Annotated in this window: 10 protein-coding genes; 4 read left to right on the top strand and 6 right to left on the bottom strand. The window is 72.0% G+C overall.

The window, feature by feature from the left end; all coding sequences use genetic code 11:
- Positions 1–191 precede the first annotated feature (191 nt).
- Positions 192–2,903, top strand: a complete 2,712-nt coding sequence (ppdK, locus tag ACIA79_RS01595; protein WP_399425952.1) for a pyruvate, phosphate dikinase — start codon at positions 192–194, stop codon at positions 2,901–2,903.
- A 556-nt stretch (positions 2,904–3,459) separates the two neighbouring features.
- Positions 3,460–4,500, top strand: coding sequence for an ArsR/SmtB family transcription factor (locus ACIA79_RS01590; RefSeq protein ID WP_399425950.1), 1,041 nt, complete (start codon positions 3,460–3,462; stop codon positions 4,498–4,500).
- On the opposite strand, the gene ACIA79_RS01585 is transcribed toward ACIA79_RS01590, so the two are convergent.
- Complete coding sequence (locus ACIA79_RS01585; RefSeq protein WP_399425948.1) at positions 4,470–5,630, bottom strand: PhoX family protein; 1,161 nt, start codon at positions 5,628–5,630, stop codon at positions 4,470–4,472. The genes ACIA79_RS01590 and ACIA79_RS01585 overlap by 31 nt on opposite strands.
- Before the next feature lie 504 nt (positions 5,631–6,134).
- Between ACIA79_RS01585 and ACIA79_RS01580 the strand changes: the two genes are divergently transcribed.
- Positions 6,135–6,539, top strand: a complete 405-nt coding sequence (locus ACIA79_RS01580; protein WP_399425947.1) for a VOC family protein — start codon at positions 6,135–6,137, stop codon at positions 6,537–6,539.
- Positions 6,540–6,567: 28 nt separating this feature from the next.
- Here the strand turns inward: ACIA79_RS01580 and ACIA79_RS01575 are convergent, their stop codons facing one another.
- The 5 genes from ACIA79_RS01575 to ACIA79_RS01555 form a co-directional block, all read right to left on the bottom strand.
- Complete coding sequence (locus ACIA79_RS01575; RefSeq protein WP_399425945.1) at positions 6,568–7,338, bottom strand: SDR family NAD(P)-dependent oxidoreductase; 771 nt, start codon at positions 7,336–7,338, stop codon at positions 6,568–6,570.
- Positions 7,339–7,510: 172 nt separating this feature from the next.
- Positions 7,511–8,095 carry a TetR/AcrR family transcriptional regulator gene (locus tag ACIA79_RS01570; protein WP_399425943.1) on the bottom strand — a complete coding sequence of 195 codons (585 nt, stop codon included), beginning with the start codon at positions 8,093–8,095 and terminating at the stop codon, positions 7,511–7,513.
- A gap of 33 nt (positions 8,096–8,128) precedes the next feature.
- Positions 8,129–8,470, bottom strand: coding sequence for a nitrite reductase small subunit NirD (gene nirD / locus ACIA79_RS01565; protein ID WP_399425941.1), 342 nt, complete (start codon positions 8,468–8,470; stop codon positions 8,129–8,131).
- Complete coding sequence (nirB, locus tag ACIA79_RS01560) at positions 8,467–10,977, bottom strand: nitrite reductase large subunit NirB (protein ID WP_399425939.1); 2,511 nt, start codon at positions 10,975–10,977, stop codon at positions 8,467–8,469. Before nirB ends, nirD begins: the two co-directional genes overlap by 4 nt.
- Position 10,978: 1 nt before the next feature.
- The gene (locus tag ACIA79_RS01555) at positions 10,979–12,160 is read right to left on the bottom strand and encodes an NAD(P)/FAD-dependent oxidoreductase (RefSeq protein WP_399425938.1); all 1,182 of its coding nucleotides are present in this window, start codon (positions 12,158–12,160) and stop codon (positions 10,979–10,981) included.
- Positions 12,161–12,493: 333 nt separating this feature from the next.
- Here ACIA79_RS01555 and ACIA79_RS01550 point away from each other — a divergent pair, with 333 nt between their 5' ends.
- Entirely contained in the window at positions 12,494–13,276 is a 783-nt protein-coding gene (locus tag ACIA79_RS01550) for a sulfite exporter TauE/SafE family protein (protein WP_399425936.1), read from the top strand.
- Positions 13,277–13,410 lie beyond the last annotated feature (134 nt).

Genomic DNA, 13,410 nt, shown 5'->3' with positions numbered 1-13,410 from the left:
TTTTCGGTCAAACGGCATTCGGAGGATGAACGGGCGGGGGTCCATTTCGCTACCCGTCAGTTACCTGCGATCTGCTGGCGGACGGGTGGTTAAGGCCGTATGACGGGTAAGCGTACGTACCCAGAAGCCTTCGATCTGGGTATGTTCCTCGCCGTCAGGGCAGCCACCGAGTCCTCGAGGAGTCGAGACCCGTGTCGGAAAACAAAGATCAGAAGTTCGTGTACGACTTCACCGAGGGCAACAAGGACCTGAAGGACCTGCTCGGCGGTAAAGGTGCCAACCTCGCCGAGATGACCAACCTCGGTCTCCCCGTGCCTCCCGGCTTCACCATCACCACCGAGGCCTGCAAGGTCTACCTCGAGAGCGGCGACGAGCCCGTCGAGCTGCGGGACGAGGTCACCGCGCACCTCGACGCCCTCGAGAAGAAGATGGGCAAGAAGCTCGGCCAGGCCGACAACCCCCTTCTGGTCTCCGTCCGTTCCGGCGCCAAGTTCTCCATGCCCGGCATGATGGACACCGTCCTCAACATCGGACTCTCCGACAAGTCCGTCGAGGGCCTGGCCCAGCAGTCCGGGGACGAGCGCTTCGCGTGGGACTCGTACCGGCGCCTGATCCAGATGTTCGGCAAGACCGTGCTCGGCGTGGACGGCGAGCTCTTCGAGGAGGCGCTCGAAGAGGCCAAGGCCGCCAAGAAGGTCACGGTCGACACCGACCTCGACGCGGGCGACCTGAAGAAGCTCGTCAAGGTCTTCAAGAAGATCGTCAAGACCGAGGCCGGACGCGACTTCCCGCAGGACCCGCGCGAGCAGATGGACCTGGCCATCAAGGCCGTCTTCGACTCGTGGAACGGTGACCGCGCCAAGCTCTACCGGCGCCAGGAGCGCATCCCGCACGACCTCGGCACGGCGGTCAACGTCTGCTCCATGGTCTTCGGCAACCTCGGCCCGGACTCCGGCACCGGTGTGGCGTTCACCCGCGACCCCGCCTCCGGCCAGCAGGGCGTCTACGGCGACTACCTGCAGAACGCGCAGGGCGAGGACGTCGTCGCCGGCATCCGCAACACCGTGCCGCTGGCCGACCTCGAGTCCATCGACAAGAAGTCGTACGACCAGCTGATGCAGATCATGGAGACGCTGGAGAACCACTACAAGGACCTCTGCGACATCGAGTTCACCATCGAGCGCGGCCAGCTGTGGATGCTCCAGACCCGGGTCGGCAAGCGCACCGCCGGTGCCGCGTTCCGGATCGCCACGCAGCTCGTCGACCAGGGCCTCATCGACGAGGCCGAGGCGCTCCAGCGCGTCAACGGCGCCCAGCTCGCGCAGCTGATGTTCCCCCGCTTCGACGAGAAGGCCTCGGTCGAGCAGATCGGCCGCGGCATCGCCGCCTCGCCGGGTGCCGCGGTCGGCAAGGCCGTCTTCGACTCCTACACCGCCGTCAAGTGGTCCCGGTCCGGCGAGAAGGTCATCCTCATCCGCCGCGAGACCAACCCGGACGACCTCGACGGCATGATCGCCGCCGAGGGCATCCTGACCTCGCGCGGCGGCAAGACCTCCCACGCGGCCGTCGTCGCCCGCGGCATGGGCAAGACCTGTGTCTGCGGCGCCGAGGAGCTGGAGGTCGACACCAAGCGGCGCCGGATGACCGTCCCCGGCGGGCACGTCGTCGAGGAGGGCGACGTCGTCTCCATCGACGGCTCCACCGGCAAGGTGTACCTCGGTGAGGTCCCGGTCGTGCCGTCCCCGGTCGTCGAGTACTTCGAGGGCCGGATGCACGCGGGCGCCGACGACGCCGACGAGCTGGTCCAGGCCGTGCACCGGATCATGGCGTACGCGGACCGGGTACGCCGGCTGCGCGTACGGGCCAACGCCGACAACGCCGAGGACGCGCTGCGGGCGCGGCGCTTCGGCGCCCAGGGCATCGGCCTCTGCCGCACCGAGCACATGTTCCTCGGCGACCGCCGCCAGTACGTCGAGCGGCTCATCCTCGCCGACACGGACACGGAGCGCGAGGAGGCCCTCAAGGCCCTGCTGCCGCTCCAGAAGCAGGACTTCGTCGAGCTGTTCGAGGCGATGGACGGCCTGCCGGTCACGGTCCGCCTGCTGGACCCGCCGCTGCACGAGTTCCTGCCCGACATCACCGAGCTGTCGGTGCGCGTGGCCCTCGCCGAGGCCCGCAAGGAGCCGCACGAGAACGAGCTGCGCCTCCTCCAGGCCGTGCACCGGCTGCACGAGCAGAACCCGATGCTGGGTCTGCGCGGCGTACGCCTGGGCCTGGTCATCCCCGGTCTGTTCACCATGCAGGTGCGGGCGATCGCCGAGGCCGCGGCCGAGCGCATCGAGGCCAAGGGCGACCCGCGCGCCGAGATCATGATCCCGCTCGTGGGCACCGTCCAGGAGCTGGAGCTCGTCCGCGACGAGGCCGAGCAGGTCATCGCCGAGGTGCAGGCGCAGACCGGGGTCGAGCTGAAGCTCGCGCTCGGCACGATGATCGAGCTGCCGCGCGCCGCCGTGACCGCCGGACAGATCGCCGAGTGCGCCGAGTTCTTCTCCTTCGGCACCAACGACCTCACCCAGACGGTGTGGGGCTTCTCCCGGGACGACGTGGAGGCCAGCTTCTTCACCGCGTACCTGGAGAAGGGCATCTTCGGCGTCAGCCCGTTCGAGACCATCGACAAGGACGGCGTCGGCGCGCTGGTGCGCAGCGCGGTCCAGGCCGGCCGGGCCACCCGTCCGGACATCAAGCTCGGCGTGTGCGGCGAGCACGGCGGTGACCCCGAGTCGGTGCACTTCTTCCACGAGGTGGGCCTGGACTACGTCTCCTGCTCGCCGTTCCGCATCCCGGTGGCGCGCCTGGAGGCGGGCCGGGCGGCGGCGCAGTCGTCGGGCAGCGACAGCCGCTGACGGCGCGGGTACCCGTCACGCAGGTACCCGGATATACCGGAATACCGCGTGGTCGGTATTCCCGGAAAGGCCACCGGAGCCCCGTCGGTCACACCGACCCTCACCGACGCGGCGGCGGCTCCGGGGTGCAAGGAAGACGGGGCGGACACCTTGTGCGGAGGTGTCCGCCCCGTCATATTTCGTCCGTGCTGCCGGTTGAATTCCGGGCTGTTGAAGGGCGGACTTCAGGGGTCCGCTCGAATTGCGCCATTCACGCCGCAAAGAATGGGCGGAGCGCGGCCACCGGATCCCCACCCGCCGACCGCGCCCCATTACCCCTGCCGGACAGGAGAGCCGCAACCTCCCAGGACCGCCGCCGGACGTGCGAAGCCCCCCACGGTCTTCACCACGTCACCTCGGTCCTGAAGGTTTCCCGTCCGACGGCGTACAGCTTTTCGGTTTACACCCTGACTCCGCGATGCGTTTCAACTGTGGCTGAAATGCCGTGGTGACGTCCTGTGATGGCATGCATACTCAGTGGTGGGGGGTGATTGCGGATGCAACAGGTGGGGGTTCAGTGCTACGTATACATTTCACCGGGGCGGACCTTGCGGGGGTCCGCATGGCGGCCCGGCCGGATGTGTTGTGGGAAACGATTCTCAGCTTTCACCGATTGCGCGACCGCCGCGGCGGACTCGTCTACGGAGAATGGCGCTCCCAAACCCGGACCCGGTTGAACGGTGAAACAAGGCTGCTGGGTGCACTCGTCCCGCAGCGGGGCTATTTCCCGGACTTCTTGACGCCGCCGGAGGGGCTGCACGGCCTCGACGCCGCGCTGGAGGCGGTACGGAGGACCCCGCCCGCCCGGATCCACAGCGAGCTCGCCCTGCTGGCCGCCTCGCGGCCCGGCGCGGCGCCCCTGCCCACCTGGGCCCGCCGGCTCACCGAAGGGTGCTCCGAGCCCTTCAGCCGGCTCCTGGGCGCCCTGCGCGGATACCACCGGGCGGCGATCGAGCCCTACTGGACGTACATCCAGTCCCGTGTGGAGGCCGACCGCGCCGTGCGCGGCAGGGCCCTGCTCGACGGAGGGGCGGACGAACTGCTCGCCTCGCTGCCGCCGGCGCTGCGCTGGCGCTCGCCCGTGCTGGAGGCGGACTACCCGGTCGACCGGGACCTGCGCCTGGACGGGCGGGGGCTCCTGCTGCAGCCGTCGTTCTTCTGCCGGGGCAACCCGGTCGTCTACCGCGACCCGGACCTGCCGCCCGTGCTGGTCTACCCCGTCACGCACAGCGACGCGCCGGCCGCCACCGAGCCGGTCGGCGCCGGCGGGGAGTCGTCACTGGGCCGGCTCGTCGGGCACACCCGCTGCGCCGTCCTCAAGGCCATCGGCCACGGCGGCACGACCAGCGAACTGGCCCGCCGCGCGGGCGTCTCGCTCGCCTCCGCCAGCCAGCACGCGGGCGTGCTGCGCGAGGCGGGGCTCGTGGTCACGCTGCGCCAGGGCAGCTCCGTGCTGCACACGCTCACGCCACTGGGCGCCGCCCTCCTGCACGGCGGCGCCCAGCCGGGCCAGCAGCGACGGCGCCGTTACGCGCGGAACGGCCCCGTCACCTCGTAGGTGATGCCGCCCGAGGAACTGCCCGTCGTCCCCCGCTGGCTGGAGAAGTACAGCCGCTTGCCGTCCGGCGAGAAGGCCGGCCCGCAGATCTCCGAGCCCGACTGGCCCTCGATCCGCAGGAACGGCGCGACCACGTCGTCCGGCGTGATGACGCAGATCTCCATGTTGCCGCCGTCCTCCGCGACGAACAGGTCGCCGGAGGACGAGCCGGTGACGTTGTCGACGCCGGTCAGCGGGGCGGTGCCGCCGGTGACGAGCGAGTCGTCGTAGGCCAGCTCGTAGGTGTTGGTGGTGAGGTTCAGCTGCCACAGGCGGTTGTCGCCCTTGGTGGTGAACCAGACGGTGTCGTTGGCGTAGTGGCAGCCCTCGCCGCCGTTGAAGCGCTTGGCGCCCGAGACCTGGTCGCGGGTGTAGGTCGGGGAGCCGTCCGGGTCGGGCACATTGGCCCAGGTGAAGGTGCCGGAGGCGGCGGTGCCCGCCCTGAGGACCTGGAGGGTGCCGGAGGAGAGGTTGCCCCAGGTGGTGGGGATGAAGCGGTACAGGCAGCCGTTCGACTCGTCCTCGGTCAGGTAGATCACCTTGCGGACCGGGTCGGCGGCCGCCGCCTCGTGCTTGAAGCGGCCCATCGCGTCGCGGCGCACGGCGGCGTTCACGCCGTACGGGTCGGTCTCGTAGACGTACCCGAGACTGACCTCCTCGCAGGACAGCCAGGTGTTCCACGGTGTCCTGCCGCCCGCGCAGTTGGTGCGGGTGTTGGACAGGATCCGGTACGCGCCGGTGATGGCGCCGGTCGAGGAGAACCTGACGGCGCTCGCGCCGCCGCCGGGGTTGATCTCGGAGTTGGAGACGTAGATCCAGCCCGTGCCGTCCGCGAAACAGGCACCGCCGTCCGGCGCGTTGTGCCACGTGTACGACGTGGAGCCGACCCGCTGGCCGGACCGGGCGATCACCCGGCTGGTGAAGCCGCTGGGCAGCCGTATGCCGTTGGCGTCGGCGGCGCCGAGCGCTCCGTACGGGCCCGCGCCCGGCTGGGCCGGGGCCGCGTAGGCCGCGCCTTCCATGAGGGTGAACCCGAAGGCGGCGGCCGTGCCGCCGAAGACCGCTCCGCGCAGGAAGCTGCGACGTTCCACTTGTCACTCCAGGAGGGGGTGTGGCCGTCCCGCCGCCGGACGGCGGACGGGGTGGGGCCTGTCTTCCGGACCAGGCCCCGGCGCGCTCTGGGGGAACCTAGGAGTCCCGCATTGACGGTGCATCAACAACCGGTGAAGCGGAAGCGGCGGGCATCCCAGCGACGGGGTGGTTTCCGGCCGTTGCCGACCGGCTTCCGGCGGGCCCCTCGCGCCACACCTGCCGCCGTGGACCACGCGTGCCCCGGCGGGCTCCTCGCGTCGCGCCCGCCGCCGTGGATTACGGGTGCCCCGGCGGCTCCGCCGGCCGTGCCGCGATCCCCGAGCGGCGTCCGCGGCGCCCGTGGGGTGCATCGGGCTCATGCGGCCGCCGGGTCGGGGTGCGGGGGGCCGCAAGGTGAGGGAGATTTTTCCCGAGGGTTTCCTCTGGGGAGCGATGAGTTTTCGGCGGGGGCCGGGTCCACCCCTCGACAGCACGACGGCAAACACACCGAACGGATGGACGACATGCCTCAGATGATCTTCGTGAACCTGCCCGTGAAGGACCTGGAGGCGTCCAAGGCCTTCTGGGGCAAGCTCGGCTACTCCTTCAACGAGCAGTTCACCGACGAGCACGCCGCCTGCCTGGTCTTCAGCGACACCATCTTCGCGATGCTGCTCACCGAGCAGCGCTTCAAGGACTTCACCAGGAAGGAGATCGCCGACGCCCGCGCCACGACCGAGGCGATCATCGCGCTGAGCGCCGACAGCCGCGAGAAGGTCGACGAGCTGGCCGACGCCGCCCTGGCGGCCGGCGGTTCCCCGGCCAACGACCCCCAGGACTACGGCTACATGTACGGCCGCTCGTTCCAGGACCCCGACCACCACCTGTGGGAGGTCATGTGGATGGACCCCTCGGCCGTCCAGGGCTGAGCCCGTCCGGCTGCGGCGCGCAGGAACGTCACGCCGCGACGCCGCCGTCCACGACCAGATCGGCTCCGACCACCGAACCCGCGGCCGGGGAGGCCAGGTACAGCACCGCGGCGGCGACCTCCTCCGCGGTGGTGAGCCGGCCGAGGGGGCTGGTCAGCCGGGCCGCGCGCTCCTCGTGGCTCTCGCCGGGGCGCAGCGACATGGGGGCGTCCGAGGCGCCCGGGCTGACCGCGTTGATCCGGATCCCCTCCGCGATGTGGTCCAGGGCGGCGGCGCGGGTCAGCGCGGACACGGCGGACTTGCTCACCGCGTACCCGCCCGTGCCGGGCAGGCGGACGTGCGCCCCGAGGTTGGAGCCGATGTTGACGATCGCGCCGCCGCCGTGGGCGCGCATGTGGGCGATCTCTGCCTGGAGCGCGTACAGGACGCCGGTGACATTGACGTCGAGCATGGCCTGCCACTCCGCCGGGTCGAGGTCGCCGACCGGGCTCCCGGCGGCGCGCAGCACACCGGCGTTGTTGACCGCCACGTCCAGGCCGCCGAAGCGGGCGACCGTCCGCTCCACCAGGGCGCGCATGTCATCGGCACGGCTCACGTCCGCGGTGAACGCGGCCGCCGTGCCGCCCTCCTTCTCGATCAGGGCGACGGTCTCGTCCAGGGTGGCGGCGGTGCGTCCGGCGACCGCCACCGAGGCGCCCTCGGCGGCGAACGCGCGGGCGACGGCCCGGCCGAGGCCGGTGCCGGCGCCGGTGACGAGGGCGGTGGTGCCGGTGAAGCGGGGTGCGGACAGGGTGGACATGATGTCTCCTCTTTTTTGACCGATCGATCCAATATCAGGGCCGGAAAAAGGCCGCCGGGAAGGGGGCGGGAAGGGGGCGGGGAGGGGCCCGGAAAGGGGCCGCACGGGAAGAGGCCGGAAAGGGCCGGAAAAAGGAGCGCCCCGGTGCGGGGCGCCCCCTTCGCCGTCCGGTTCAGTCCAGCAGGGCCAGTGTCTGCTCGGCCGCGTCCCGCACCCGGGCCGGGTCGCCGGACGCCTTGCCGACGATCCGTATGCCCTGGAGCAGGACCAGCAGCGTCCGGGCCAGCGCGCGCGGCGCGCGGTCCGCCGGGAGCTCACCCTGGGCCTGTGCCCGCACCAGCGCGGAGTGCAGCGCGGTCTCGATGTGCTCCCAGCTGATCTCGACCCGGCGCGTCGCGGCCCGGTCGTGCGGCGCCAGCTCGGCCGCCGTGTTGGTGAAGAAGCAGCCGACCAGCCGCTCCTCGTCCGAGGACGCCTCGGCGGCGAACCGCCGGACCACCGCGCGGACGGCCGGCAGTGCAGGGCCCGGCTGGGAGAGCTGCACCACCAGGTCCGGCTCGCGCGTCTCGGCGTACCGGTCCATCGCCTTCAGGTACAGCTCGTGCTTGCTGCCGAAGGTCGCGTAGATGCTGGCACGGCCGATCCCGAGGCGGTCCACGAGGTCCGCCATCGACGTCGCTTCGTAGCCGCGCTCCCAGAAGAGCTCGAGGGCCGACTGGAGCGCGGCGTCCGGATCGAATTCCTTGGTCCTGGCCACGGTCAGGACCCTACGGCTGACTGGAACGTACGGTCAAGAAACCAGGGCGAGTTCGCGGGTGCGGACCGGGAAGACCGCCACGGACACGTCCTCGTCGTCCAGACACCGCCCGGTCTCCAGGTCGAAGCGCTGCTTCAGCAGCGGCGACGCCACGAACGGCCGCCCCGCCGCCGCGCCGAGCAGCCCCCGCGCCAGCACCTGGGCGCCCGTGAAGGGGTCGCGGTTGTCGATCGCGTACCACCGGCCGGCCCGGTCCTGGAACAGCGCCACCTGGCGTCCGTCCGGCAGCAGCGCCGCCATCCCGCGCCCCGGCGTCAGTGCCGCGGCCTCACAGACGGTCAGCCACACGTCGTCATAGGAGAGTTCGAGCATCATCGGGCAGAAGTCCCTTCCAGGGTCAGGACGGTCAGGTCCGGCTTGATCTGGCCGCGCTCCGGCACGAACCGCACCGACGGGTCCGGTGCGTCCGGGGCGTTGACGAAGGAGACGAACCGGCGCAGCCGCTCCGGGTCCTGGAGGGTCTCGGCCCACTCGTCCCGGTAGCTCGCCACGTGCGCGGCCATCTGGGCCTCCAGCTCGTCGCACAGTCCGAGCTTGTCGTGCACGACCACGTCCCGAAGGTGGTCCAGGCCGCCCTCCAGCCGCTCCAGCCAGGACGCGGTGCGCTCCAGCCGGTCCGCCGTACGGATGTAGAACATCAGGAACCGGTCGATCAGCCGGATCAGCTCCGCGTCCGACAGGTCCTGCGCCAGCAGGTCGGCGTGGCGCGGTGTCGCGCCGCCGTTGCCGCCGACGTACAGGTTCCAGCCGTTGGCCGTGGCGATCACGCCGAAGTCCTTCGACTGGGCCTCCGCGCACTCGCGCGCGCAGCCCGAGACGGCCGACTTGAGCTTGTGCGGGGCGCGCAGGCCCCGGTAGCGCAGCTCCAGGTCGATCGCCATCCGCACCGAGTCCTGCACGCCGTAGCGGCACCAGGTCTGCCCCACGCACGACTTCACCGTGCGCAGCGACTTGCCGTACGCGTGCCCCGACTCGAAGCCCGCGTCCACCAGCCGCGCCCAGATCGCCGGCAGCTGGTCGACCCGGGCCCCGAAGAGGTCGATCCGCTGACCGCCCGTGATCTTGGTGTAGAGGCCGAAGTCCCGGGCCACCTCGCCGATCACGATCAGCTTGTCCGGGGTGATCTCGCCGCCCGGGATGCGCGGCACGATCGAGTACGAGCCGTTGCGCTGCATGTTCGCCAGGAAGTGGTCGTTGGTGTCCTGGAGCGCGGCGCGCTCGCCGTCGAGGATGTACTCGTTGTGCAGGCTCGCCAGGATCGACGCCACGGCCGGCTTGCAGACCTCGCAGCCCTCGCCCCCGCGCGCCTCCTCACGGCCGTGCGAGTCGAGCAGCTCCCCGTACGACGTGAACCGCATGGTGCGGACGATCTCGTACAGCTCGCTGCGGGTGTAGGAGAAGCAGGCGCACATGCCGCTGTCGGCGGCCTTCGGCAGCAGCTGCTGGATCACCTTCACGCAGCTGCCGCAGCCGGTGCCCGCCTTGGTGCACTTCTTGACCTCGGGCAGCGACGAGCAGGCGCAGATGGCGCCCTTGGTGACGTTGTGGCAGGAGCAGATGATCGCCTCGTCCGGCAGGGCCGACGGGCCGAGCGTCACCGGCGCCCCGGCGCCCGCCGGCAGCACCAGCTGCTCGGGCGCGACAGGCGGCTTCGTCCCGGTCATCGGCCGCAGCATGCCGTACGACTCGGCGTCGCCGACGAGCACGCCGCCCAGCAGCGCGCCGTCCGCGTCGACGACCAGCTTCTTGTAGATGCCGGCGCGCGAGTCGGAGTAGACGACCTCCAGGCAGCCCTCGGCCGTGCCGTGCGCGTCACCGAAGGAGGCCACGTCCACGCCGAGCAGCTTCAGTTTGGTCGACATGTCGGCACCGGTGAAGCCGCTCGCCTCCTCCTCCGCGATCGTCGCGGCGGCCGTCAGCGCCATCTCGTACCCGGGCGCGACCAGCCCGTACACCCGGCCGTCCACCGCCAGCGCGCACTCGCCGATCGCGTACACCGCCGGGTCGGAGGTACGGCACCGCTCGTCGACCGCGATGCCGCCGCGCTCGCCGACCGCGAGGCCGCAGTCGCGGGCGAGCTGGTCCCGGGGCCGGACGCCCGCCGAGAAGACCACCATGTCGGTGGTGAGCACGGAACCGTCCGACAGGGCCATGCCCGTGACGGTGCCGTCCTCGGTGAGCACCTCCTGCGTACCGGTGCCGGTGTGGACGACGAGGCCCATGTTCTCGATGGTGCGCAGCAGGGCCGCGCCGCCGCCCTCGTCCACCTGCACGGGCATCAGCCGGGGCGCGAACTCCACGATGTGCGTCTCCAGGCCCAGGCCCTTGAGCGCGCCCGCGGCCTCCAGGCCGAGCAGCCCGCCGCCGACCACCGCGCCGGTCTTCGCCGTCTTCGCGAACTCCTCGATGGCGAGGAGGTCCTCGATCGTGCGGTAGACGAAGCACCCGGTCGCGTCCTTGCCGGGAACCGGCGGAACGAAGGGGTACGAACCGGTCGCCAGCACCAGCGTGTCGTACGCGACCACGTGCCCGGCGCGGGAGGTCACCGTGCGCGCCTCCCGGTCGACGGTCTCGGCCGGGTCGTCCAGGTGCAGCTCGATCCCGTGGCGCGCCATGAACCCGTCCTCGACCATGGAGAGGTCCTCGGGGGTCCTGCCGTCGAAGTACGAGGTCAGCCGGACCCGGTCGTACGCCGGGCGGGGCTCCTCGCAGAAGACGACGATCCGCGCCCGCTCCGTGACGCCCCGTTCGGCGAGGGCCTCCAGGAAGCGCTGGCCGACCATGCCGTGGCCGACGAGGACGATGGTGGGCTTGTTCGGCATGTCAGGAGCCTCCGTCATGGGTGAGCAGGTGGAGCAGGGGCGCTTCCGGCAGGGCCTCGTCGCCCTCCCAGGCCCGGGCGAGCGCCCCGACCGCGCCGAGATCGCCGAGCAGCACGCCCCCGACGAGCCGGTCGCCGCGGACGACGACCTTCCGGTACGCGCCGCTCGTCGCGTCGGCGAGCTGCACGGTGTCGTCACCGGGCCGCGGCGTGGCATCGCCGAACGCCGCCAGTTCGAGGGCGTCCATGCTGAGCCGGGTCAGCGCGCGGGTGCCGCGGTAGGCGCCGGTGCCGGTGGTGAGCACCTCGGCGAGGACGTCGGCCTGCTCCAGGGCGGCACCGGCCAGCCCGTAGAGCCGCCCGTCGTGCTCGGCGCAGTCGCCGACGGCGTGGATGTACGGGTCGGAGGTGCGCAGCCGGTCGTCGACGACGATCCCGCGCCGCACGTCCAGCCCGGCCGCCAGGGCGAGGCCGACGCGCGGTCGCACCCCGCAGGCGATGACGACCACGTCCGCGCCGAGGACGAAACCGTCGGCGAGTTCGACCGCCTCGACGGTGTCGCCGGCGCAGCGCAGACCGCGCACCCGGCACTCGGTGTGCACCTCCACGCCCAGGTCCGTCTCCAGGTGGCGGCGGAGGATCGCCGACGCGGCCGCGTCGAGCTGGCGCTCCATCAGGTGCTCGCCCTGCTGGGCCAGCACCACCTCGGCGCCCCGGGCCGCCAGCGCGCGGGCCGCCGACACGCCCAGCAGGCCGCCGCCGATCACCACCGCCCGTACGCCCGGGGCCACCAGCGCGTCCAGCGCCAGGCAGTCGTCGAGCGTCCGGAACGCGTGCACCCCGGCCGGCAGCCGGTCGCCGCCCAGACCGCGCAGCGGCGGCAGCACCGGGTTGGAGCCGGTGGCCAGGACCAGCCGGTCGTACGCGAACGACTCGCCGCCCGCGCAGTGCACCACCCGGGCGGCCCGGTCGACGGCGGTCACCCGCACCTGGTGCCGCACCCCGTCACCGCGGGAGGACGGCAGGGCGATGACCTCGGGCCCGTACCGGCCGGCCAGGACGTCCGCCAGCAGCACCCGGTTGTACGGGGCGTGCGGCTCCTCGCCGAGCAGGGTGACGGGCAGCCGCTCGGCGAGGCGTGCGCCCGCCGTGCCTCCGCCGACCACCACGATCCGTGAACTCATGCCCAGCAGCGTGCGTCGGCGGTGTTTCCCGGCCGCATCCCGTTTGTTTCGCGCACGGAAAGCTGCCCTCAGCGGAGGGCGGCGCGGGCAGTGAGGGGTGTCCGAGGGCGGCACCCGCGCAGGCGGCTCGACCTCGGAGGCGGCGCACTCCGAGGGGGCTCACCCCTCCGAGTCGCCTCACTCCAGGCACGGCTCACCCCCGCAGGCGGCGCACCCTGCGAGGCGGCTCGACCCCAGGCGCGCTCACCCTCCGATGCGGCCCAACCTCAGAGGCAGCTCAAGTCTCCCGCGTTCCGTGGACGGCACACCTATCGCGTCCCTAGGGTCGGGGCCATGCCCGACATATCGCTGACCACCGTCCTCTTCCTCTGCGGCGCCGCGCTCCTGGCGGGCTGGATCGACGCCGTGGTGGGCGGCGGCGGGCTGCTGCTCCTGCCTGCCCTGCTCCTCGGCGTCCCGCACGTCCCCGCCCCCCAGGTGCTCGGCACGAACAAGGCGGTGGCCATCGTCGGCACCACGGGCGCGGCCGTGACGTACGTACGCCGGGCGCCCGTGCGGGTGCCCGTGCGGACGGCGGTACGGGTCGGGCTGGCGGCCCTCGCCGGCTCCATGGGCGGGGCGTTCTTCGCGAGCGGCATCAGCAACGAGGTCCTGCGGCCGGTGATCATGGTGGTGCTGCTGGGAGTGGCGGCCTTCGTGATGCTGCGCCCGTCCTTCGGGACGGGGGAGGCGGCCGGTGCGGTGACGCGGGCCAGGATCGTCACGGCCGTCGTGCTCGTCGGCGGCGGCATCGGCTTCTACGACGGGCTGTTCGGGCCCGGAACGGGAACGTTCCTGGTGCTGGCCCTCACTGCCGTGCTCCACCTGGACCTGGTGACCGCGTCCGCCACCGCGAAGATCGTCAACGTGTGCACCAACGCGGGCGCGCTGGTGATGTTCGCGTACCAGGGCAACGTGCTCTGGCAACTGGCCGCGGTCATGGCGGTGTTCAACCTGGCGGGCGGCATGCTGGGGGCGCGGACGGCGCTGCGCAGGGGCGCGGAGTTCGTGCGCGGGGTGCTTCTGGTGGTGGTCTTCTCGCTGGTGGCGAAGCTCGCCTTCGACCAGTGGTACTGAACGCGGCGGTGAGGGGGGCCGGGGCCGCGGGCGAGGGTGCCCGGGCCGCGGGGGGGGGGGGGGGGGGGGGGGGGGGGGGCGGCGGGGGGGGCGGGGGCGGGCCCGGGCCGGGCGGGGGGCGGGGCGCGGGCGGG

The organism is Streptomyces sp. NPDC051310, assembly GCF_044455245.1.
In the GTDB taxonomy this organism is placed as follows: domain Bacteria; phylum Actinomycetota; class Actinomycetes; order Streptomycetales; family Streptomycetaceae; genus Streptomyces.
The sequence above is the reverse complement of the archived record's forward strand: the minus strand, read 5'-3'. Positions and strand labels throughout refer to the sequence as shown.